The organism is Shewanella sp. 38A_GOM-205m (assembly GCF_000518445.1).
Taxonomy (GTDB): Bacteria; Pseudomonadota; Gammaproteobacteria; order Enterobacterales; family Shewanellaceae; genus Shewanella; species Shewanella algae.
The window spans coordinates 29470-51876 of record NZ_JADP01000019.1 but is presented as its reverse complement, the minus strand read 5'-3'; the positions used below and the strand labels follow the sequence as shown (position 1 = coordinate 51876).

The window sequence follows — 22407 nt, the reverse complement described above, 5'->3', positions numbered from 1 at the left end:
AAACAAATTAAAAAGAGACAGACCAAGCCATCTCTTTTTAAAATATTAATAGCCAATCTATAAATATAAGCCTAAGCTCACACTTTCCTTTAATCTGTAATTTCTATCTCGGCAATAAACATCTGCGGTGGCCGATATTCCTTGAACTGCCAACCCAGCTGTTTCGCCAGTCGCTTGACCAACATTAGCCCCAGACCAAAACCTCCCATGCCATCCTGTAAGCTTGAGTTGCTGACTCGGATGCACTTGCCCCGCTGCTCCACCTTGACTTCGCCGGTGCCATGCTCGAGCGCATTGCGCAGCAGATTATTGAGCATGATGCACAGAGGCTCTTTCAGCACCAGTAGTTGGGTATCGTCACAATCCAATTGAATAACCCCCTGCTTGCCCTGAGCGTGCTCCTGCTCAGTTGCCAGCTGCCGCAACAACTCGGCCGGAGTCAAGCGCTGTTTTTCCAGCCGAGTGCTGCTCTTGTTGGTGAGCCACAACAGGGTTTCTATGATGGACTTCATCTGCGCCGTCGCCTGGCTGGCAGCCAGTACTGGCCCGGTCAACTTGCCCTTTTGCAAGGTGAGCAGCTCAAAGGATGACTGGCAGATAGCCACAGGAGTGCGCAGCTCGTGGCTGGCAAAGCGCAGGAAGTTGAGTTCCCTCTGCTGGGCCTTTTGTAGCTGCTGCAGCGAAGTATTGAGCGCATCCACTATCGATTGCAGCTCGGCATAGCCTTGTTTGGGAAAACTGAAGCCATTCATGCTTTGCCAGTCGTGTTGCTTGATCGCCTGACTGATTTTGTGCACCGGGGTGATCACTTGCTTTTGCATATGAAACGCCAGGCTGGCCACCACCCCGAAGGTCATCACTATCAGCAGTAAAATGGCGGTCATGTTCTTGGGTGCAAAGACAAGATCATGGGTGGCATCATAATGCAGCCACAGATACAGCGGCTGGCCTGAAGCCGTGTAATGCACACTCAGGGCATCGATATAGGGACCATCAAGATGCTGATAACGAATACCCGTTTCTGCAGTGGGAGGCTGAAAGTCATTGATGGCTTTGATCTTATCCGGTACCCGCTGCCAGTCGGCAAACACGCTGATGTTGTCGGTATCCAGCTCTGTGCTGCCCTGAAGGAACACCGCTTCAGCCGCCTGCCCTGCGTTACGCAGGGTGATCTCATGCATGGAAAACATGCCGGTGCACATCATGCAAAGGGGGATGATGCTATTGATGGCCAGAGTGACCGCCAGAAAAATAAGCCCGTAAATTTGATAGCTGCGCTTGAGGCTGAACTTGGGCATCATCTTCAGTCACTCCTCAGGCAGAGTCCTACCCCGCGAATGGTGTGGATCAGTTGACTGTCGAACGGCTTATCCACCACCCGCCGCAACAGATGCAAGTGGCTGCGCAGGCTGTCGCTGTCAGGTGGGCAGTCGGGCCAGAGCATACGCTCTATCTCTTCCCGCTCCACGGTTTCCGGGCTGCGGCGAGCCAGCAAGGCCAGTATCTGCCAGCCGGTGCGGCTCAGGGACAACAACTGCCCTTGGCGATAGGCCTCGTGTTTGCCAAAGTCCATCTCCAGCTCACCCAGTTGTAATCTTGGTGGTGCCGGACGGCGCTGAGCCACGACTCTTAGACGGGCCACCAGCTCCTCCATGGCGAAGGGTTTGATCAGATAATCATCGGCGCCAGCATCGAAGCCGCTCAACCTGTCATCCAAACCGCTGCGGGCGGTCAGCATGATCACCGGCGTGGTCATACACTGGGCCTTCCAGCCCTGGCATGCTCGAACACCGTCCCCGTCGGGCAAGTTGAGATCCAGCACCACCACATCGAAATGCTGCTGTCTCAGCAGTTCATTGGCCTGAGCCAGGGTTTCGGCATAGTCACATTCAATGCCTTTTATCGCCAGGTACTGAATAATATTGTTTGCCAACAGACGATTATCTTCGACCAGCAGAATTAACATGTCAGATCAACTCAAATTGATGGGCCAGATGGATCAGATTTGCCCTGTTGCTGGCACCCAGTTTCTTGCGCATTGACTCCATATGGTATTCAACCCCACGAACACTAATGTGCAGTCGATCAGAGATCTCATGATTTTGTAGTCCGGTTGCGGCCATTCGCAGCACTTTTCTGGCATTGGCCTTGAAGATCCGGCTCTGCAGAAAGGGGTTGAACCTCTGTCTGTCATGTTCAAACAGCAGACTTTGCACCAAGATCAAGGTCTGCTGTACCCGTTCCGGATCCGGCTCGGGACAGCCCGATGCCAGCAATATGAAACGACCAAACCAGGTCGGGTTGGCATAGCTGGGGACAGGAAAGCTCAGAACAGTGTCGTAACCATGTTTGGCAAACAGAGTTTTTACCGGGTCGTGCTCTTGCCAGCGATACCGCCAGGCTTTATCTGCGCTTAAAGACTCGGCAAAGTTACTGTCGCTGCGGGCAAAATGTTCCAGATAGTACTGTTGCAGGGTCGCTATCCTACCGGAGGAAGCCAGTGAGGCTATTGGCCTGCGCAGCCACACAGGGGCGAACAAGCCTTGATTTTCCGGGTGTTCCAAATACTCCCTGGCATTGCTTGGCAGCCCCTGAAACCAGAACCCCTGGAACCCCAGCCTGGCGATCAGCGGGCCGACGGTTTGCAGTACTTGTCTGAAACTGCTCTGTGCTTCCGTGAGTGCAGCCTGATTCAATACTGTACTCATGCGATTACTCCTCAAGAATAAGAATCAAAGCCAACATAACTCAGGCTACGAATTGAACAAAGATAGTTGAAACAGATATTTAGAATAGGCTGCAAAAATGTAACCCCATGTAAAAACTACGGAGTTTTTGACGTTATTTTCACGTCACCTCCACTATGCTGATAAGGCCAGCTTCGAGCCGCTGTTTATAGCGCATGCCTGCCGCCAATGGCAGCGATAGTGGCCTCAAGCTCACTGAATCCCTGTCTGTTTGCTGTTGAATTTTCGAGCAATGAAACCGTTGACCCTGAAAGCCAAGGCTGTTAATTATATTCGTACTCAGTAAAGTATAAGGATATACAAGATGAACAAATGGATATTATTAGCATGCTTTTCAGCAGGTTATACTTCATCTGCCGCAATCGCAGAACCTGTCTCGGGTACGCTGCAACGCATTGAAGCCCATGCGGAATATTTTGGCTTTCAAGATCCGCAAGCCTACCTTCACTTCTCCGCCGAACTAAACCGGCTGATGGCCGGTGACAAGACACTGGGCGAGCCGATACTGTCTTCAACCACTTACAGCCAAACTCTGGGGGCCGGAATGGCCTTCTCGGCTCTTTCCAGTCAGCAACGAAGCGAACTCAGGGAGCTGGTTCAGGCGCGTAGAGCCAATATGGCCAAGAGCCTGGGGGTGAGCGAAGCGGCGCTGCAACAGAGGGTTGCGCAATATGCTGCCTATTCACGGCTGAATGCCAGGCTGCATGAGATCCCCATTGCCAAGGTAGTTCAAAACGCCTCACTCAGTGACAGCCCCAGACATCTGGAACTCAGTACAGAACAGCTGGCTGAATTGGGAGAGCCAGACTCACCGATAGCCCAGTTGGCCATTACTCAACTGGCGGCGCAGGCAGGTGTGCCCCAATTCACTCCGTTCGTGGTGCACTTCAGCGCCCGCGGTTCAGAGCAGAGATTTATCTACAATGACTTCTCCGGAGCCTGGAGCATTTCCGCCGAGACGGTGTGTCCAAGCCGCGAATGTGGCTCGAAAACCCAGTGAGCAAAGGCTATTCCCGATTCCCTAAACAAAGAGCCCCGGTGGTTAATCCTACCGGGGCTTGGTTTCCTTAGAACTTCATCAGGAACTGAGTCGAGGCCTCGACATCCGGGGTAAACAACCTGTCCTTGTCGTAGTAAGCCACCTGTTTGCGCAGCGCTTTTAACAGTTGCTCATTCTGGGGTGACAACTGCCTGTGGTTCACTTTCTTCTGCAGATCCATCGCCTGGGCCACCTGCATCAGCTCAAAACCATAGATGCGTGCCACGCCATCCACCACCTTGCTGAGGTTCTTGCCGGCCTGGAAGTAGTTGCTGAAGTTATCCTCGATACCGCCTTGGTTGGCTATACCATAGAAGGACACGGGATTGGCCGCATGGGCTATCTCGACAAACAGGGCGGTGAAGCCATTCTGCAGGGTGTAGAAAGCCTGACCATTGGCATCATCAGGGTCGACCAAGGCTCTTGGCAAACCCGTGAAGTAAGGGTCAATCAACTTGATCTGGCGATTACTGGAGTATTTGCCCAACTGCGCCATGGCATTGATAAAGGCTTCGGTCTGGGACGCCAATTGGATGGTATCGAAGTTGGCTGAGGAGTTAATCGCCCCAGATACCGGCCCTTGGGTAAAATACTGTGCCACTTGAGGGGCATCGGCGTAACGTCCGGGTTTGGCATTGATGTAAACCGTAGGATTATCATCAGAGCTGTTAATCTGAATATTCACCAAGGTTTCCAACTGCTGCAGCTGCGACATGGCATGGGCCACAGGCCAGTGAGCACCGCGATAGGATAGCGCATCCTGCAACGGCCGCTTCTCGTCACGCTGGAATAGATATCCACCCTCCAGATTGGCCAAAATCTCTTGACCTACCTTCTCGACATTCGGCATAGGTCTGGCCGCCAAGGTATGAGGCAACAGAGGGCTGATATTGCCGTTGATCCCCTCAAGGGCCGCGGCAATGAGTCTGGGAGAGAATTGAATGATCTGGCGGGCATCACCAATGGCGTTGACCACCTGTGCCGTTGCCAGGGCGTTGTTGGACAGAATCGAGAGTGAGTCCTTGCCAAAGGGCACCAGCGGCTTGATCCTGGCTTGCTTCATCGCCTTGGCGGCAGACATCCGCTGACCTTTGTAGAACACATCCCACTCGCCCATCATGGCGGCGCCTATGTGTGAGGCCAACAGGATATCACTCAACCCCACAGAGCCATCTTCCGGCACAACGGGGATAATGTCTTCGTTGATAAACTCCTGGTAGATGCGGGCCACGTCCGGCTGCACACCCACATGACCCGTGGCTATCTGATTCAGGCGAATCGTCATCGCCATTTTCACGGTTTCCGGCGCTATGGGTTGGCCACTGGCCGCCGAGTGGGTAAACAGCATATTGCGGTTAAAGTCTTCCGACAGTTTGCGAGCTTCGGCGCTCAGGGAACCGTCTTTACCAAATACCGGGGTATCCTTGTTCTTGCCCACCCCAACGGTGAGCCCGTATACGGGCGTGCCTTTACGGGCAGAATCTATCAGGAGTTCATGGCTTGCATGAATTGTCTTTTGCGCTTCTTTGCTGAGAGCCACCTGCACTTGTTTATCTTTCAGCTGCAGTAGCTGCTCTATCTTGAGTGACTGACCATCCAGGGTAATCACCTCTGCCGCAGAAGCGCACCCCAGGGGTAAAGCCACTGCCGAAACTATCAATATATTGGATAAGCCTCTCATCAACACTGTTCTCCAAGAATAAAACGACTTAATCAGAACTTATTAATGTGAACGCCAAAAGCACTATTGATAATTTAAATGGCTGCCACATTAAAGCACTACTTTACTTATATAAGTTATTTATCCAGCAGCTAATAAAAACTGGTATAAATATAAAATTATTTTTTAATTAGCTCAGTTAAGAAATTACAACACAGAAAATAACTTAAGAAGCGAGATTGGGTATTTATTCAGACTGGATTGCAAATATGTAAATTACTGCACTTGAGTGCCGTTTTTTGACATTACTTTGACAAAACAAAATTTAGGGAGGTGCAGTTTGCTTTCATTGCTATAACCACAACAGAAAGGGAGAGTCACTCCGGGTGACTTGCAGGGCTCGACAAATTGGTGAAAGATAGAGCGCTTCAACAATAACAATTATCCTGTATCCGGAGCCTTTCATGCGCATGCTGTCCCTGCTCTGGCTCGCTGTCGCGACGTTACCCGGCGCCGCACTTGCCGAACCAGCCACCCAAGCCAACACCTATATCAATGATGCCATTTTGCCGCCGCTCAAACCCTGGAGTGGTGCCAGCGAGGCCTTAATGCGTCCAGTCGACGACGGCTGGGCCACGCCTTTTGAGCAATCCGGCGGTATTGAAAGCCCAAGTTATCAGCAGACCTTTGCCTGGCTGGATAGACTGATGACCCAAAGCAACAAGCTTAACAAGGTCAGCCTGGGCAAGAGCCCCCAGGGCCGGGATATATGGATGATAGTGGCCAGCGCTGAAGGTGCTGCCACCCCGGCACAGCTGAGACGCAACCACAAGCCCAATGTTCTGGTGCAAGCCGGGATCCACTCGGGTGAAATTGACGGCAAAGATGCCGGCATGATGTTATTGCGGGATATCATAGTCGGCGACAAGGCCGAGTTGTTGGAACAGGTCAACCTGCTGTTTGTACCGATTTTCAGTGTCGATGCGCACGAGCGCTCCAGCCAAAGCAACCGGGTTAATCAACGTGGCCCACTGAACATGGGCTGGCGAACCACCAGCCAAAACATCAACCTCAATCGTGACTACGCCAAGGCCGACAGCATGGAGATGCAACACATGCTGACCGCCATCAACGACTGGCAGCCGCAGCTGTATATTGATGTGCATGTCACCGACGGTATCGACTACCAATATGATGTGACCTTTGGTTACAACCTGTCTCAGGGGCTGAGCCCCGCCGGCTACAACTGGCTGCAGCAGGAATATCGCCCGGCGATAGAACAGGCGCTGACCCAGGCAGGTCATATCCCGGGGCCTCTGGTCTTCGCCTTGGACAATACCGATTTGAGCAAGGGCATGTCACTGTGGAATGCCTCGGCCCGCTACTCCAACGGTTACGGCGATGCCAGACACCTGCCGACCATATTGATTGAAAACCACAGCCTCAAGCCGTTTCGGCAACGGGTACTGGGCACTTATGTGATGCTGGAGCAAACCCTCAAGACTGTGGGGGCCAAAGCGACCAAGCTGCGCGCAGCGATAGAGAAAGACAAGTACCGCTATCCACGGCTGGTGACCCTGACCTGGAAGTCACAAAAGCAGGAGCAGGGCTGGGATTTCAAAGGCATAGACTATCAACTGGAACAGAGCCCTATTTCGGGCAAACAAGTGGTGCGCTGGACCGGCGAGCCCAAGCTTTATCCCAACCTGCCGGTAATAGGCAACACAGAGGCGGATATCCGGGTCAGCCGCCCGGCCGCTTACTATATTCCGCCCCAGTGGCAAGAGGTGATTGCCAAGCTATCGCTGCACGGCATTCGTATGAGCCGCCTGGAGCAACCTCAAACACTGAAGCTGCAACAGTATCGCCTCAGCGAACCCCAGTTTGCCGCCAGTGACTATGAAGGCCACCAGAGAGTCAGTGCCAAAGCCAAACTGGAAAAGGTTGAACTCACCTTACCCGCCGGTACCGTCAAAATAAGCACTGAGCAGCCGCTTGGCGATCTGGCGATGATACTGCTGGAACCACAATCGCCCGACTCACTGCTACAGTGGGGCCTGTTCAACACCATATTCACCCGTACCGAGTATATTGAGGACTACGCGGTTGAACCTTTGGCACAACAGATGCTGGCCAACTCCAAAGCGCTCCAGGCCGAATTTGACCAGGCGCTCAAAGACCCGGCCTTTGCCGCCGATGCCAAGGCCAGGTTACGTTGGTTCTACGAGCGCAGCCCTTATTATGACAAGGCTTACCAGGCTTATCCCGTCTATCGCGCCAGATAGGCCCTGATAATAAACTATCCAGGAGTCGAGCGATGAAGCAGCAGGATGAGTTACAGGGAGGCTGCCTGTGCGGCGCCATACGTTATCGCCTCGAGGGTGAACCGTTCGATGTCGACCACTGTTACTGCAGTCAATGCCGTAAGAGCACAGGGGCGGTGGTGGGCAGTTGGATGGACGTCAAACTGGAGCAACTCACTTGGCAGGGTGAAGCCGTGCGGGAATATGCCTCTTCGGCCAAGATCCGCCGCGGCTTTTGCCCAAACTGTGGCACCAGCCTGAGTTATCGCAGTCTCGACTATCCAGAATTTATCAGCTTGAGTATTGCTTCTTTGGATGACCCAGACAGGGTGGCACCCAGATATCATATCTACTGCGCCAACAAACCCGCCTGGCTGGAGATTAGCGACGACTGCCCCCGTTATCCCGCTAATATCAGTCAAGGCGACTAGCCGTCGGCAGAAGCGTTATTGCGCAATAAAAAATCCGCCCTGTGGCGGATTTTTTGTCATTCATTGAACCAAAGATTACATATCACAAGGCTTCAGCGGCTTACGCAGCTGCGCCCGGACATTATCCATACCGGCATAAAACTCTTTCATCATCAGCAGGCCCATCATCTTGCCGTTGTCTGTAATGATCAGCTCATCCGGGTTGCTGGGATCATTCTTGATGGCGCCAATCAGCTTCATCGAGTTCATCTCTTTGAACAGGGCCGTGTCCAGATTAACGCCGAAGGTGTCGCGGAAATATTTGCGCGACAGACGACCGGAGAACATCCCCAGCAGGAAACGATACTGCATCACATCTTTCTTGCTGTACTGCTTTTGCTGCTCAACACCCATCTTGCCGCTGGCGATCCGCTCCTGATACTTGCGCAGCGAGAAAGTATTCACATGCAGGGTATCGTTGAGGAAACTGAATGAGCCTGAACCCACACCCAAGTATTCGTCGTAATCGATAACGTACTCGTCAAAGCCCTCATCGTTGGCCTTACCAAAGGCCCAGGCCGACAACTGGTTGTACTGGCCATTGAGAGTATTGAGGATCATCCGGTACTGGTTGGCCATATCGGCCTGAGGCGCAGCCAGTTTCCCTTTGACGCTCTTGCGGGTCTGGTGGGTGATCATCAGGGGATAAGTGGTGATCTGACGCGGATCCAGTCTGGAAGCCATATCCAAGTCATGCTGGATCACTTCGTCTGTCTGACCGCGGAAACCGAAGATCAAATCGACATTGATAATAGGAAACAGCTCTTTGGCAGCCATGATCTTGTCGAATGTTTGCTGGCCGGTGCCAAACTTTTCCAACCTGTCTGTCATCTTGAGGATGTCATCATTAAAGCTCTGCACCCCGATGGACATGCGGTCAACCAATCCCTTGAGCTGTTTAAAGCCGGGGCTGTCAAGGTGTTGGGGATCCGATTCACAGGAGACTTCCTTGATGGAAGGGAACAGGGTCTTGGCATACTCGATGGTTCGCGCCAGTTCATCTTCCAGCACGGTCGTAGTGCCACCGCCTATGTACATGGACTCGAAGTCATAGCCCAACTGCTTGACCATATCCATCTCTTTACGCAGCGCCACAAAATAGGCACGAGCCTTGTCTTCCTTGAACAGGAAGCGGTGGAAGGTACAGTAAGAGCAAAGCGTGTGGCAGAAAGGCACATGGGCATAGAGCATGTATTTCTTGCCCTCTACCGGAGCCGGCATCACATCAGCAGAAATAGTGTCCAGCCTCAGGTTCTTGTCAACATAGTACTGCATCACCCGCTCCATGGCCCCCAGCATCCAGTTGGGTACTGTGATATTGGCTTGGTATGGAGTGACCAGTTGGCGATCGAGAGTTTGGATAATTGATGACATAAGGCTTCCTGTTAGTTTTGCTAATCCTTAGATACCACAAACAGTTAGGTGATTTCCAAGGTACTGCCAGCTGTTTGTAGACTACCTCCTGCACAGGAGTCAAAACGTGAACTGGCTAGAAGTTAACAATACCTATCAGTATCGAGAGTGGCGTTTTGTTAAGCAGATCATGTTTTAGCATTAACGGATGAAAAATCAACCTTTCGAGGGGTGCCTTTACACCAGGCAGCAAAAAGGGGTCCGCAGACCCCTTATTTTCAGCTGAGCTTAAACTGTCTGACCACGCTGGAGAGCTGATCTTTGGCAGCGGCCAGTGCCGCAGTGCTGCTGAGTGTCGACTTGCCACTCTGATTTAGCTCTTCCACCATTTCGCGAATGACACTGAGGTTGCGGGTAATCTCTTCAGAAACCGAGCTCTGCTCTTCGGCAGCCGTGGCTATCTGGCTACTGAGGCCATTGATATCAAATACATGCTCGGTCAACCCCTGCAAACTTTCGGCCACCAGAGTCGTGGTATCGGCCGTTGCCTGGCAGCTCTGGCGGGTACGATTCATGGCATTCACCGCCGAATCTGCTCCCTGACGCAGCTGTTCCAACATATTGTTGATCTCTGAAGTGCTGGCCTGGGTGCGTGCCGCCAACGCCCTGACTTCGTCTGCCACCACAGCAAAGCCACGTCCCTGCTCACCGGCTCGGGCCGCTTCGATGGCCGCATTCAGCGCCAGCAGGTTGGTTTGTTCGGCAATCTCACCTATCACATCCAGCACACCGGCAATTCTACGGGTGCTTTCATCCATCTCGGCAATGGTCTGGGAGGCACTGTCGACTTCGCTGACCAGCGCCATCACATTGTTGGAAGCCTGTTCGACCGCCTGACGGGACTCATCCCCTTGAGCTCTGGCCTTATCGGTCAACTGTGCGGCGGAGGCAGCATCGTTGGCAACCCCTTGAGCGGTAGCGCTCATCTCTTCAACCGCGGTGACTACCTGGTCGGTTTCCAAGGCGTGGGCCTGCAATGCGGCCGAGTTGGACTCAGACTGCACATTGAGCTCACCGACCTGCTGCGCCATATGTTCCGAGGCTTGGGCGATTTCACGGATCATGACTTGTAATCTGTCGCTGAGCTGATCCAGATCGGCCGCCAGAGTGCAGAGTTCATTCTTGCCCTGGATCCCTATCTTGTGGGTCAGGTCCCCGACCGCCAGCTTGGCGACAGATTGTTGGATCCGGCTGACAATGGCCACCAGATGGCGGCTCATAAGGAGTGCCATCAGCAAGGAAGCCACTATGGCAAACAGGATCAGACCGAGCAGAATAGCTTCGGCATTATCCACCTCGGAAACCGTCATCTGCCCCAATTCCTGGTTACGCTCGGTTATCTGCGCCACCAGCAGATTGATCTCGGCACTCACCTCAGGGCCCAGATCTCGTCTTACCGGAGTGAGAACCGGCTCTGTGCCGGTTCGCTCGGCCAGCGCCAGCTCATCGAAGTAGAGACGGGTGTATCTGTCGATTCCGGGTTTGAGAACGGCGATTCGCGCACCACCATTCTTCATAAAGGCTGTGTCGAATTTACTCAGGCGGGCTATCAGGTCATGCACTCTGTCTTGATGCTGGCGTACCCCTTGAGTGTTGTGTACCAGGGAAGCCAGTCGCAGTTGATAGAACTCTTCACGGATCCCGGCGAAAGTCTCGGTCAGATTGTTGTTGTTCACCAGACGTTCGCTGACGTCATTGAGTTGGAAAAAAGCACGATAAGCAAAGATGCCGATCACTATCAGTAGCACACTGGACAGCAAAGACGGCAGCATGGATAACACACTGGTTCTGGTATTGTTGATCATGATGGTATCTGATTGAATGAAGAAAAAGACGCGTAACTTTGTTACGTTTGTAGAACCATTTTACATATTGGTGATTAAATAAGCAATCCATCATGATGTCATTAAAAATTGAAATAACTATTAATAAACATGATGTTGTTTTATTTGAATTGCATTTTTTACACTTTAACAGTCAAATCGTTAACTATTTAATGGATCAAATCAGAAATTTTGTTACAAAAACAGTTAAACAGCAGAAGAATTAGGCTAAGGATTAAAATAATTTAATGATTAAAAACAGTTAATTAATGCCAATCACTAAAGAAAATGGCACTTTGACCACCTATTTATAGGTATAAGTGCCATAAATAAAATAATCACCGCTTTATTTTTCATTATTGATAAAAAAACCGTGTCGACTGACACGGCTTTTTTGCAAAGGGCTGGCCTCAGTCTCTGTATTTCAGAGTACCGTTGGCCTTAATCTCGTCATACCACAGGTTGTGGTGTTGAGTTGCCCAGTTTTCATCACAGTAACCGGAAACCATACACTCCATACCACCTTCAGACATAACAGTTGCCATGAAGATATGCACTATGGAGAAGGCACAGATGATGATGGCACTGATTGAGTGCAACACCAGAGCTATCAGGCTCAGGGTACGGCTGGGTTCAAACAGGTTGGGGAACAGCAGCAGCATGCCTGAGGCAGAGATGATCAGTCCAAAGAAGGCAAAGGCCCAGAACCACATCTTCTCACCGGCGTTGGCAAAGCCGGCATCAGGGTGTTTGCCCTTGAAAGGACCGAAGTTGATGTACCCGCCCACGACCATGAACCACTTGACGTCATACATCTTGGGTAACTGGTTCTTGGCCCACAACAGAGTCATCAGCGCCCAGCCGAACATGAAGGGAATCGCCATCACGTCGTGCACTTGCTTGGCACCATTGACCATGGATGCCCAGAAGCCTTCACCCAGATAAGGCTGGAAGAAGAAACGCCCGGCCAACAGCACCAAGCCGGTGAGGATCAGCAGCAAGCAGGGAATCGCCCCCAGCCAGTGAATGCTCACATCAAACTTGGACCAGCGATGTACCATCTTGCCGGAGAAACCATGGTGCAGTTTGGAAATACCATTAACCATGATAAACAGGGCAAAAATGATGATCATGCCGAACAGGGCCAGCATCAACCCGGGGGCCAGCCAGTCGCTGCGCAGTTCCAGTACCCGCAGATCATAGGTGTTGATCGGCTGGTTGTGGAACTGGCTCTGGGACGTGGTGTAACCCGTTGTCCCATCCTTGAGTTGTGCCCAGATCTGGGCGTCGCTCGCTTGTGGTTCCACAGGTGCATCGGCACCATTGGCAAAGCAAACCGCACTGAACAAGAGCGCAATAGCCAAGCCTATGTGTTTGAACCATTTGTTCATATTAACCTCTCTCACCGACCCGGTAGTACCGGGTCGGATATTCGTGCCGTCTGTTACTTCCAGGCGCCGTTTTCGGCACCGCGATAAGCCACACGCTCGCGGTAGATGCCGGAAACCACTTCCGCATCACCGGCCAGCAGGGCCTTGGTTGCACAGAGTTCGGCACACATAGGCAGCTTGCCTTCTGCAATACGGTTGGCACCGTATTTCTGACGCTCGGCATCCGAATGGTTTTCTTCAGGACCACCGGCACAGAAGGTACATTTGTCCATCTTGCCGCGGGAGCCGAAGGCACCTGATTTCGGGAACTGAGGTGCGCCGAATGGGCAAGCATAGAGACAGTAACCACAACCGATACAGGTATCTTTGTTGTGCAGCACTATGCCGTCTTCGGTGCGGTAGAAGCAGTTGGCAGGACACACGGCCATACAAGGCGCGTCGCTGCAATGCATACAAGCCACAGAGATAGAGGCCTCGCCGGGCTGACCATCTTTGATGGTCACTACACGGCGACGTTGGATACCCCACTCGAGAGCGGAGTCGTTTTCGTTTTTACAAGCGGTGACACAGCCATTACATTCAATGCAGCGCTTGGTATCACACAGAAATTTCATTGTAGCCATAGTGGCAATTCTCCTCGCTTAAGCTGCACTTATGCTTTGACGATCTGACAAAGCGACGCCTTGGTTTCCTGCATCTGAGTCACTGGGTCATAACCATAGGTCAGCGCAGTGTTACAGGATTCACCCAATACGTAAGGCACTGTGCCTTCCGGATAGTTGGGTTCCAGGCTCTCGCCGTGCATGATCCCGGCAAAGTGGTAAGGCATCCAGGTCACACCTGGTTTAACCCTTGGGGTCACCATGGCTTGAACCAGAATTCGGCCGCCTTCGGCGCCTTCCAGCCATACCTTCTCACCGTCACGGATACCGCGGTCGGCAGCATCACCAGGGTTGATCTCAACGAACATCTCCTGCTGCAGCTCGGCCAGCCATGGGTTGGAACGTGATTCTTCACCACCACCCTCGTATTCCACAAGACGACCGGAAGTCAGTACCAGTGGGTACTTGCCACTGACATCTTTCTCCTGGATAGACTTGTACAGAGTCGGCAGACGATGTACCTGCATGTCGTCATAAGTTGGGTACTTGGCTACCAGATCGCGACGGGCTGTGTACAGCGGCTCGCGGTGTACTGGCACCTGATCAGGGAAGGTCCACACGATACAACGGGCCTTGGCGTTACCGAATGGGATACAACCGTGCTTGATGGCAACCCGGACAATACCGCCTGAAAGGTCGGTCTTCCAGTTCTTGCCTTCGGCTTCGGCTTTCTCTTCAGCAGTCAGCTCGTCCCACCAGCCCAATTGCTTGAGCAGCTTGTCGGAGAACTCAGGATAACCGTCCTGGATTTCAGCACCTTTGGAGAAGGAGCCTTCGGCCAGCAGGTTCTTACCTTGATATTCCACACCGTAACGGGCACGGAAGTTACCGCCACCGTCTTTGACGTGCTTGCTTGTGTTATAGAGGATCTGGGTACCTGGATGCTTCATCTCAGGTGTACCCCAACATGGCCAAGGCAGACCATAGGTTTCGCCCTTGCATGGGCCACCTTCGGCTTCCAGAGTCTTGTTGGAGAAAGTGCCCCAGTTCATGGTGTGTTGCTTCAAACGCTCAGGGCTTTGGCCGGACATACCGATAGTCCACATACCGCGGTTGATTTCGCGAGTGATGTCTTCGATCAGAGGCAGACCATTCTCTTTCTTGATACGCTTGGTGTACTGCTCGGCGAAGCCCAGTTTCTGTGCCAGACGATACATGATTTCGATATCTGTCTTGGACTCAAACAGCGGCTCGATAACCTGCTCACGCCATTGGATAGAACGGCCTGAGTTGGAGATGGAACCACGGGTCTCAAACTGAGTCGCGGCAGGCAGCAGGTAGACGCCATCCTTACGACGGTGCATAACACCGGCCATAGTTGGGAATGGGTCAACAACAACGACTGTATCCATCTTGTCCAGTGCGTCACGCACGTCACGCTGACGGGTTTCAGTGTTGACAGACTGACCCCAGAAGAAGGCCAGACGCACGTTGTCTTTCTGTGCCAGCTTCTGCTTGTCTTCCAACACACCGTCGTGCCAACGGGAACAAGGAATACCCGGAGTCGTCATAGGTTCGCGGCCCAGGTAGGTACCCTGGTCGAAGCGGCTCTTCATCCACTCCATATCCAGATCCCATACGTGGGTCCAGTGTTGCCATGCCGCAGAGGTCAGGCCGTAGTAACCTGGCAGGTTATCGAACAGCAGACCCAGGTCGGTAGCGCCCTGTACGTTATCGTGACCACGGAAGATGTTGGTACCACCACCGGAAACACCCATGTTACCCAGAGCCAACTGCAGGATACAGTAAGCACGGGTGTTGGCATTACCTACGTGGTGCTGGGTACCACCCATACACCAAACCACAGTGCCTGGACGGTTATCGGCCATCATCTTGGCGGCCTGGTACAGGTACTCTTCGCTACAGCCAGTGATGTTGGCCACTTCTTTAGGTGGGAACTTCTTGGCTTCTGCACGGATGGTTTCCATCTCGAACACACGTTCTTTGATGAAAGTCTTGTCTTCCCAGCCGTTTTCGAAGATATGCCACAACATACCGTAGATAAACGGAATGTCGGTACCCGGACGGATAGAGCAATGCAGATCGGCATGAGCCGCGGTGCGGGAGAAACGTGGATCAACCACGATCAGCTTGGCATTGTTCTTCTCTTTGGCGATCAGAATGTGCTGCATGGAAACAGGGTGTGCTTCTGCAGGGTTGGCACCAATGAAGAAGATGGCGCGGGCATTCTGAATGTCGTTGAAAGAGTTGGTTTGCGCACCATAGCCCCAGGTGTTGGCCACACCGGCTACAGTGGTAGAGTGACAAATACGGGCAGAGTGGTCGACGTTGTTGGTACCCCACATGGCGGCCAGCTTACGATACATGTAGCAGCCTTCGTTGGAGAACTTGGCACTACCCATAAAGTAAACAGAATCCGGACCCGATTCCTGGCGGATCTTCAGCATCTTGTCACCAACTTCGTTGATGGCCTGATCCCAGCTGATACGCTTCCACTTACCGCCTTCAAGCTTCATTGGATACTTGAGACGCTTCTCACCATGGCCGTGCTCGCGCAGTGCAGCACCTTTGGCACAGTGACCACCGGCGTTGAATGGGTGATCGAAGGCAGGCTCCTGACCAGTCCAAACACCGTTTTGTACTTCGGCATACAGACCACAACCTACGGCACAGGCACTACAAATAGTACGCTTGACTTCGATAGGCGCATCATGAGGTACATCTTTGGCTTCGGCACGACGCATCATGCCGGCACCCAGCATAGAGGCGGCAGCGATACCACCGGCAGTAATACCGGCATTCTTCATAAACTGACGACGGCTGATCCCCAGTTTTGGTTTGTCAGCCTTAGGGGCGACATTGGATGTGCGAGTTAACTTCATCGCTTGAGATCTCCTGGATTAGCTACGCAGGCTGTTGTAATAGCTGCGGATATGCGCTGTTTCGTGATAGCCCTTTTTTGCGGACTTCGCTTCAACAGGCTCATTGGCCTGAGCGGCGCTCACCCCTGTAGCAGCAATCGCGGCACCCGCGGCACTGCCTATGGTGATAGCCTTCAGCAGGGATCTGCGGTTCAGATCTGGCTTCTGGTCTTTCATCTTCGCTCCTGATAATTTTCACCCGCGTTGCGGGTGACACGACTCTCTTTTGTGCACTCCAGCCCTTTAACAACTCAAGCTGCACTCATGTACAAAAAAGGTAAAAATTCCGTTACGTATGAATAGAGTCCTTCTATAAGCGTGGGCAATATAAGGCTTTGCAACTGGATGGATTTTGATCTGGGACAGTTTGAATGTAAGCCCCATGGGAACGGCTGTTCAAAGCGTTAACTGCTTCAAACTTTCAATAAAAGGAAAATAGCGAAAGTATCAGTGACGCGCGGATTTTGAAGTAAACAATGTTAAAAAACAGATCATAAAAAAACACCCCGGCAGGCCGGGGTGTTTGCAGTCTTTAATCAGGTCGGGGCTCAATTATCTCGATATTTGAGCGTACCGTTGGCCTTGATTTCGTCATACCAGACATTGTGATGCTGCATCGCCCAGTTCTCATCACAGTAACCGGACTTCATACACTCCATACCGCCCTCAGACAGTACGGTTGCCATCCAGATATGCACTATGGTGAAGGCGATAATGAGCGTGGCACTGACACCATGCACCAACAACGCCGCCATTGAGGCTTCACGGGGCAAATCCAGGTTGGGCAGCACCATCATGATGCCGGAAATGCTGATAAACAGACCGAAAATGGCCAGGGTCCAGAACCACATCTTCTCACCGGCGTTGGCAAAACCCGAATCCGGGTGCTTACCCTTGAAGGGGCCGAAGTTGATGTAGCCACCCACCAGCATGAACCACTTGAGGTCATAGCTCTTGAACAGCTGATCCGGCATCCATTTCACCACCAGTACCGCCCAGGAGGCGATGAACAGTGGCCCGACCCAATCGTGGATCGTCTTGGAGCCATAGATCAGTGCCGCCCAAATATCGCCACTGACATAGGGTTGCAGCACATGCTTGCCCAACATGATATTGAGCCCGGTGAAGATCAGGATAAGACAGCTGATTGCCACTACCCAGTGGATGATCAGGTCCGCCTTACTCCAACGGAACACCAACTTGCCGGAAAAACCGTGGTGCAGCTTGGATGGTCCATTCACCAGGTAAAAGAGCACGAACGCCCCAAACACGCCGACTACGGCAATCGCCATAATGGGTGTCAGGTACTGATTGCGCAGCTCCTTGCCCTGATTACCGGCCACGTTGATCAGCACGCCGGTTTCAACCCCCTTGGCAGTGGTATAGCCGGATTCACCGGATTTTACCGCGCGCCAAAGATCGGCCTCACTGGTTTGCGCCTGTTGCTGGCTCGACTGTTCATCGGCGGCCATGGCTGTGGAAGCAAACCCCAGCCCGGCAACCAATACCAGCAGAGCGAACAGACTGCGCAGTGATTTGATTAACATAGTCACTCCTCGTCAGGGTGGGCCTTAGCCCACCCCCGCTCTGTCTCAGTTGATCTCACCGGTCTTGGGATTGTAGCCCCAAATCACATTGGGGTTACCCCTGGCGGCCATCCGCTCACGATAGATGTTGGATACCACTTCCGCGTCACCGGCCAGCAGTGCCTTGGTGGAGCAAAGCTCGGCACACATAGGCAACTTACCTTCGGCGATACGGTTGGCACCGTACTTCTTACGCTCGGCTTCAGAGAAGTTTTCCTCTGGACCACCGGCACAGAAAGTACACTTATCCATCTTGCCGCGACTGCCGAAGGCGGTCTTTTTCGGGAACTGAGGCGCCCCGAAAGGACAGGCATAGAAGCAGTAGCCACAACCGATACAGGTATCTTTGTTGTGCAGCACTATGCCATCGTCAGTGCGGTAGAAGCAGTCTGCAGGACAAACAGCCATACAAGGCGCGTCGGTACAATGCATACAGGCAACTGAAATCGACGCTTCACCGGGCTGACCATCATTGATGGTCACCACGCGGCGACGCTGGATACCCCACTCGAGCGCGGAGTCGTTTTCATTTTTACAGGCTGTGACGCAACCGTTACACTCGATGCAGCGCTTGGTGTCACATAAGAATTTCATGACTGCCATAATGGCTTATCTCCTCATCAAGTACGGTTAGGCTTTGGTGATCTGGCACAGGCTGGATTTGGTTTCCTGCATCTGTGTCACCACATCATAGCCGTAAGTCAGAACCGTGTTGGCCGATTCACCCTGAACGTAAGGTACAGTACCTTCCGGATAGTTCTTCACCAGGCTCTCGCCTTCGAAGATACCGGCGAAGTGGTACGGCATGAAACATTCACCGTTGATCACCCTTGGCGTTACCATGGCCTTGACCTTGATCTTGGCGCCTTCTGGGCTGTGTACCCAAACATCGTCGCCATCGCGTAGACCGCGGTCGGCTGCATCGCCTGGGCTGATCTCGATAAACATCTCCTGCTGCAACTCGGCCAGCCAGGGGTTGGAACGGGTTTCTTCACCGCCGCCTTCATATTCCACCAGACGACCAGAGGTCAGTGCCAGCGGGAAGTCTTTGGCGAAGTCTTTGTCCTGAATTGACTTGTACAGGGTCGGCAGACGCGCCACCATACGGTCTTCGTAGGTGGGGTACTTGGCGACCAGGTCACGACGAGGCGTGTACAGAGGTTCACGGTGCAACGGAATGTCGTCCGGGAAGTTCCATACGATACAACGGGCCTTGGCGTTACCATAAGGGATACAGCCGTGAGCTATGGCCACACGCTGAATACCACCGGAAATATCGGTTTTCCAGTTTTTGCCTTCGGCGTGTTTCTTCTCTTCTTCGGTCAGGTCATCCCACCAACCCAGCTGCTTGAGCATCTTGTCGGTAAACTCAGGGTAACCATCCTGAATCTCACTGCCTTTGGAGAAGGAACCTTCGGCAAGTATGTTGTTGCCATTGTGCTCAACACCGTAACGGGCACGGAAGTTACCACCGCCGTAGCGGACTTCACGGTCGGTACGATAGAGGATTTGGGTACCTGGATGTTTCATCTCAGGCGTACCCCAACATGGCCATGGCAGACCATAAGTTTCACCCTTGGCTGGGCCGCCGGGTGCTTCGAGGGTATCAAAGTCGAAGGTACCCCAGTTTTCCTGGTGCATCTTCAGACGCTCAGGGCTCTGACCTGTGTAACCTATGGTCCACATACCGCGGTTGAACTCGCGGGTGACATCTTCAACCAGCGGCTCTTCACCGTTGACCTTGATGTGCTTACAGAACTCTTTCTCAACGCCCCACTTCTTGGCCAGCTTGTACATGATCACATGGTCAGGCAGCGACTCGAACAGAGGGTCGATGACCTGAGAACGCCACTGCAGTGAACGGTTGGAAGCTGACACAGAACCATAGGTTTCGAACTGAGTCGCTGCCGGCAGCAGGTAAACGCCATCTTTACGCTGGTGCATAACACCGGCCATGGTTGGGAATGGGTCAACGACTACCACAGTGTCCATCTTGTTCAGTGCTTCACGCACCTCACGGCCACGGGTTTCGGTGTTGACAGACTGACCCCAGAAGAAGGCCAGACGAATATTGTCTTTCTGGGCAATCTTGTTCTTGTCTTCCAACACACCGTCGTGCCAGCGGGAACAAGGGATACCGGCTGAAGTCTGTGGCTTCTGGCCCAGATACTCGCCTTGGTCGAAACGGCTGCTGACCCAGGCAGGATCCAGATCCCACACATTGCTCCAGTGCGCCCAGGCGCCGGAAGTCAGACCATAGTAACCAGGCAGGTTATCGAACAGCAGACCAAAGTCAGTGGCGCCCTGTACGTTGTCGTGACCACGGAAGATGTTGGTACCGCCACCGGAAACACCCATGTTGCCCAGAGCCAACTGCAGGATACAGTAAGCACGGGTATTGGCGTTACCCACGTGGTGCTGAGTACCACCCATACACCAAACGATAGTGCCGGGCTTGTGCTCGGCCATCATCTTGGCGACGCGACGCATCTGAGCTTCACCGACACCGGCAACATGCTCAACCTCGGTAGGGTTGTACTTCTTCACCTCTTCGCGGATACGTTCCATACCGTACACACGCTGATCGATAAAGCTCTGATCTTCCCAGCCATTTTCGAAGATATGCCACAGCAAACCGTAGATGAAAGGAATGTCGGTACCGGGACGGATATGCACGTACTCGTCAGACTTGGCTGCAGTACGGGTGAAACGTGGATCAACCACTATGACTTTGGCACCGCGCTCTTTACCTACCAGAATGTGTTGCATCGCCACAGGGTGAGCTTCACTGGGGTTGGAGCCGATAAACAGCATGCACTTGGCATTGTGCATATCGTTGAAGGAGTTGGTTTGCGCACCATAGCCCCAGGTGTTGGCCACACCGGCTACAGTGGTAGAGTGACAAATACGCGCAGAGTGGTCGACGTTGTTGGTGCCCCACATGGCTGCGAGTTTGCGGTACAGGTAAGACTGCTCGTTGGAGAACTTGGCACTACCCATGAAGTACACAGAGTCAGGGCCGGATTCTTCGCGGATCTTCAGCATCTTGTCGCCGACTTCATTGATAGCCTGCTCCCAGCTGAGACGCTTCCACTTACCGCCTTCGAGTTTCATTGGATACTTGAGACGTTTCTCACCATGGCCGTGCTCACGCAGTGACGCGCCCTTGGCACAGTGACCACCACGGTTGAATGGATGGTCCACGGCAGGCTCCTGCCCGGTCCAAACACCGTTTTGCACTTCGGCGTAGATACCACAACCTACTGAGCAGTGAGAGCAGATAGTACGCTTCACTTCAGTGGGTGCATCGTGAGGAACATCTTTGGCTTCGGCTTTACGCATCATTCCTGCGCCCAGCATAGATGCTGCGGCAATCCCACCGGTAGCCAAACCGGCAGACTTAAGGAACTGACGACGATTCAGACCCAGAGCGGGCTTTTCAGCCACCGCGACCTGGTCTGTTTTGCGGGTTAATCGCATCACACACTCTCCTTATCGTTATTTGTTACGCAGTGAGGCGTAATAATTGCGCACATGGTCAGTCTCACGGTAGCCCTCACCCTTTGGCACTTCTGGTGCTTCAGGCTTGGCCGCCAAGGCTTGACCACTGACAGTCGCAACCGCGCCTGCCGCACTGCCGATCGCCAATGCCTTGAGCAGTTGACGACGACCCATGTCGGAAGCTTGCTTCTTCATAGTGTCTCCTCGTGTTGAAGGTAGACGGGGGAAACTCCCCCGCATGCTTTAGCCCGTGTTGCCACGGGCAAATTCTCAGGCCAACTCGCTGGCCTTGGGCTGGATCTGTACCGCCGGGGTTTCCACCACGGGAGTGCTCAGCACCAGCTGTTCAAACTCATTGATTTCGGTTTCAAAGAAGGCCCGGCCGAGTTGTGCCACCACGGCGTAAAACGCGGCGGAGGGACAACGGGACAAGGTATCGAAGAAACGTATGATCCAGCTGCCGATATGGCGGCGGTAGAAGGCCAGTTGCTGATGGGCCGGAGCCTCCAGCAGCAATACGCTCATCACCTCGCACAAGGCAGCAACATGATCTTCCGGCTCCTTGACGTTTTCTTCGCGCTCGAAGCCCAGCTGCATCAGATCCTGACGCAGCAAAGCCAAGGGCTTGTCCATCAGCGAACCTGTCATAAACCAGCTGCCATAGGGCAGGATTTCCCCCGAGCCCACGCCGAGGAAGATGTTGAAATACTCATCTTCCAACTGATTACTGTCGAACTGGACGGCCGCCAACTTGAGCGCCAACCAGGCCTTGGTCATATCACTGTCGTCATTGGCGTCGACTTCGAGGTCGCCAAGAAAACTCAGCAATTCCGGGCTGGGGTGGCGCCTCAGCAGCGCCGCCAGCAGCTGATAGATATCTGCTCTAAGCTGATCGTTTTCTGATACTTCTCTTACTGTTTCGGTCATAGC

The 22407-nt window shown here is 53.0% G+C and carries 18 protein-coding genes; 3 read left to right on the top strand and 15 right to left on the bottom strand.

All coding sequences use genetic code 11. The features are described from left to right. Window positions 1-89 precede the first annotated feature (89 nt). The 3 genes from N512_RS0112680 to N512_RS0112670 are packed head-to-tail and all read right to left on the bottom strand — an operon-like array spanning window position 90 to window position 2708. Window positions 90-1301 (bottom strand): sensor histidine kinase, encoded by a 1212-nt coding sequence (locus tag N512_RS0112680; RefSeq protein ID WP_028780572.1) that lies wholly within the window; start codon window positions 1299-1301, stop codon window positions 90-92. 2 nt (window positions 1302-1303) lie between these two features. Further along, entirely contained in the window at window positions 1304-1966 is a 663-nt protein-coding gene (locus N512_RS0112675) for a response regulator transcription factor (RefSeq protein ID WP_025010621.1), read from the bottom strand. A 1-nt stretch (window position 1967) separates the two neighbouring features. Beyond that, entirely contained in the window at window positions 1968-2708 is a 741-nt protein-coding gene (locus N512_RS0112670; protein WP_037474981.1) for a helix-turn-helix transcriptional regulator, read from the bottom strand. 343 nt (window positions 2709-3051) lie between these two features. Here N512_RS0112670 and N512_RS0112665 point away from each other — a divergent pair, with 343 nt between their 5' ends. Then, the gene (locus N512_RS0112665) at window positions 3052-3747 is read left to right on the top strand and encodes a hypothetical protein (RefSeq protein ID WP_028780570.1); all 696 of its coding nucleotides are present in this window, start codon (window positions 3052-3054) and stop codon (window positions 3745-3747) included. A gap of 67 nt (window positions 3748-3814) precedes the next feature. On the opposite strand, the gene N512_RS0112660 is transcribed toward N512_RS0112665, so the two are convergent. After that, entirely contained in the window at window positions 3815-5467 is a 1653-nt protein-coding gene (locus N512_RS0112660; RefSeq protein ID WP_028780569.1) for an HAL/PAL/TAL family ammonia-lyase, read from the bottom strand. A 443-nt stretch (window positions 5468-5910) separates the two neighbouring features. On the opposite strand from N512_RS0112660, the gene N512_RS0112655 reads away from it, so the two are divergent. Then, a complete protein-coding gene (locus tag N512_RS0112655) occupies window positions 5911-7731 on the top strand; it encodes a M14 family metallopeptidase (protein WP_028780568.1) in 1821 nt (606 codons plus the stop codon). 32 nt (window positions 7732-7763) lie between these two features. Next, on the top strand, window positions 7764-8180 hold the full coding sequence (locus tag N512_RS0112650) for a GFA family protein (RefSeq protein WP_028780567.1): 417 nt from the start codon (window positions 7764-7766) through the stop codon (window positions 8178-8180). A 75-nt stretch (window positions 8181-8255) separates the two neighbouring features. Here N512_RS0112650 and N512_RS0112645 read toward each other — a convergent pair whose 3' ends face one another. The 11 genes from N512_RS0112645 to N512_RS0112590 form a co-directional block, all read right to left on the bottom strand. After that, entirely contained in the window at window positions 8256-9593 is a 1338-nt protein-coding gene (locus tag N512_RS0112645) for a coproporphyrinogen III oxidase family protein (RefSeq protein ID WP_028780566.1), read from the bottom strand. A 257-nt stretch (window positions 9594-9850) separates the two neighbouring features. After that, window positions 9851-11437: a methyl-accepting chemotaxis protein gene (locus N512_RS0112640; protein ID WP_028780565.1), complete on the bottom strand. Its 1587-nt coding sequence runs from the start codon at window positions 11435-11437 to the stop codon at window positions 9851-9853. 428 nt (window positions 11438-11865) lie between these two features. Beyond that, window positions 11866-12846 carry a formate dehydrogenase subunit gamma gene (locus N512_RS0112630; protein WP_028780564.1) on the bottom strand — a complete coding sequence of 327 codons (981 nt, stop codon included), beginning with the start codon at window positions 12844-12846 and terminating at the stop codon, window positions 11866-11868. Window positions 12847-12899: 53 nt separating this feature from the next. Then, a complete protein-coding gene (gene fdh3B / locus N512_RS0112625) occupies window positions 12900-13469 on the bottom strand; it encodes a formate dehydrogenase FDH3 subunit beta (RefSeq protein WP_025010615.1) in 570 nt (189 codons plus the stop codon). A 29-nt stretch (window positions 13470-13498) separates the two neighbouring features. Then, entirely contained in the window at window positions 13499-16351 is a 2853-nt protein-coding gene (locus N512_RS0112620) for a molybdopterin-dependent oxidoreductase (protein ID WP_025889567.1), read from the bottom strand. Between the two features lie 18 nt (window positions 16352-16369). Beyond that, window positions 16370-16567, bottom strand: a complete 198-nt coding sequence (locus tag N512_RS0112615) for a twin-arginine translocation signal domain-containing protein (protein WP_025010614.1) — start codon at window positions 16565-16567, stop codon at window positions 16370-16372. Window positions 16568-16938: 371 nt separating this feature from the next. Beyond that, window positions 16939-17937 (bottom strand): formate dehydrogenase subunit gamma, encoded by a 999-nt coding sequence (locus tag N512_RS0112610; protein ID WP_028780563.1) that lies wholly within the window; start codon window positions 17935-17937, stop codon window positions 16939-16941. 45 nt (window positions 17938-17982) lie between these two features. Next, window positions 17983-18579: a formate dehydrogenase FDH3 subunit beta gene (gene fdh3B / locus N512_RS0112605; RefSeq protein ID WP_025010613.1), complete on the bottom strand. Its 597-nt coding sequence runs from the start codon at window positions 18577-18579 to the stop codon at window positions 17983-17985. A gap of 27 nt (window positions 18580-18606) precedes the next feature. Then, a complete protein-coding gene (locus N512_RS0112600) occupies window positions 18607-21456 on the bottom strand; it encodes a molybdopterin-dependent oxidoreductase (RefSeq protein ID WP_028780562.1) in 2850 nt (949 codons plus the stop codon). Between the two features lie 18 nt (window positions 21457-21474). Further along, on the bottom strand, window positions 21475-21672 hold the full coding sequence (locus N512_RS0112595; RefSeq protein ID WP_025010612.1) for a twin-arginine translocation signal domain-containing protein: 198 nt from the start codon (window positions 21670-21672) through the stop codon (window positions 21475-21477). A gap of 75 nt (window positions 21673-21747) precedes the next feature. Next, window positions 21748-22404, bottom strand: coding sequence for a TorD/DmsD family molecular chaperone (locus N512_RS0112590; RefSeq protein WP_025889566.1), 657 nt, complete (start codon window positions 22402-22404; stop codon window positions 21748-21750). Window positions 22405-22407 lie beyond the last annotated feature (3 nt).

Excerpts from the sequence above, each read along its gene's own strand:
- N512_RS0112680 (WP_028780572.1), bottom strand. The coding sequence starts at position 1,301 with ATGATGCCCAAGTTCAGCCTCAAGCGCAGCTATCAAATTTACGGGCTT.
- N512_RS0112675 (WP_025010621.1), bottom strand. The coding sequence starts at position 1,966 with ATGTTAATTCTGCTGGTCGAAGATAATCGTCTGTTGGCAAACAATATT.
- N512_RS0112670 (WP_037474981.1), bottom strand. The coding sequence starts at position 2,708 with ATGAGTACAGTATTGAATCAGGCTGCACTCACGGAAGCACAGAGCAGT.
- N512_RS0112665 (WP_028780570.1), top strand. The coding sequence starts at position 3,052 with ATGAACAAATGGATATTATTAGCATGCTTTTCAGCAGGTTATACTTCA.
- N512_RS0112660 (WP_028780569.1), bottom strand. The coding sequence starts at position 5,467 with ATGAGAGGCTTATCCAATATATTGATAGTTTCGGCAGTGGCTTTACCC.
- N512_RS0112655 (WP_028780568.1), top strand. The coding sequence starts at position 5,911 with ATGCGCATGCTGTCCCTGCTCTGGCTCGCTGTCGCGACGTTACCCGGC.
- N512_RS0112650 (WP_028780567.1), top strand. The coding sequence starts at position 7,764 with ATGAAGCAGCAGGATGAGTTACAGGGAGGCTGCCTGTGCGGCGCCATA.
- N512_RS0112645 (WP_028780566.1), bottom strand. The coding sequence starts at position 9,593 with ATGTCATCAATTATCCAAACTCTCGATCGCCAACTGGTCACTCCATAC.
- N512_RS0112640 (WP_028780565.1), bottom strand. The coding sequence starts at position 11,437 with ATGATCAACAATACCAGAACCAGTGTGTTATCCATGCTGCCGTCTTTG.
- N512_RS0112630 (WP_028780564.1), bottom strand. The coding sequence starts at position 12,846 with ATGAACAAATGGTTCAAACACATAGGCTTGGCTATTGCGCTCTTGTTC.
- fdh3B (WP_025010615.1), bottom strand. The coding sequence starts at position 13,469 with ATGGCTACAATGAAATTTCTGTGTGATACCAAGCGCTGCATTGAATGT.
- N512_RS0112620 (WP_025889567.1), bottom strand. The coding sequence starts at position 16,351 with ATGAAGTTAACTCGCACATCCAATGTCGCCCCTAAGGCTGACAAACCA.
- N512_RS0112615 (WP_025010614.1), bottom strand. The coding sequence starts at position 16,567 with ATGAAAGACCAGAAGCCAGATCTGAACCGCAGATCCCTGCTGAAGGCT.
- N512_RS0112610 (WP_028780563.1), bottom strand. The coding sequence starts at position 17,937 with ATGTTAATCAAATCACTGCGCAGTCTGTTCGCTCTGCTGGTATTGGTT.
- fdh3B (WP_025010613.1), bottom strand. The coding sequence starts at position 18,579 with ATGGCAGTCATGAAATTCTTATGTGACACCAAGCGCTGCATCGAGTGT.
- N512_RS0112600 (WP_028780562.1), bottom strand. The coding sequence starts at position 21,456 with ATGCGATTAACCCGCAAAACAGACCAGGTCGCGGTGGCTGAAAAGCCC.
- N512_RS0112595 (WP_025010612.1), bottom strand. The coding sequence starts at position 21,672 with ATGAAGAAGCAAGCTTCCGACATGGGTCGTCGTCAACTGCTCAAGGCA.
- N512_RS0112590 (WP_025889566.1), bottom strand. The coding sequence starts at position 22,404 with ATGACCGAAACAGTAAGAGAAGTATCAGAAAACGATCAGCTTAGAGCA.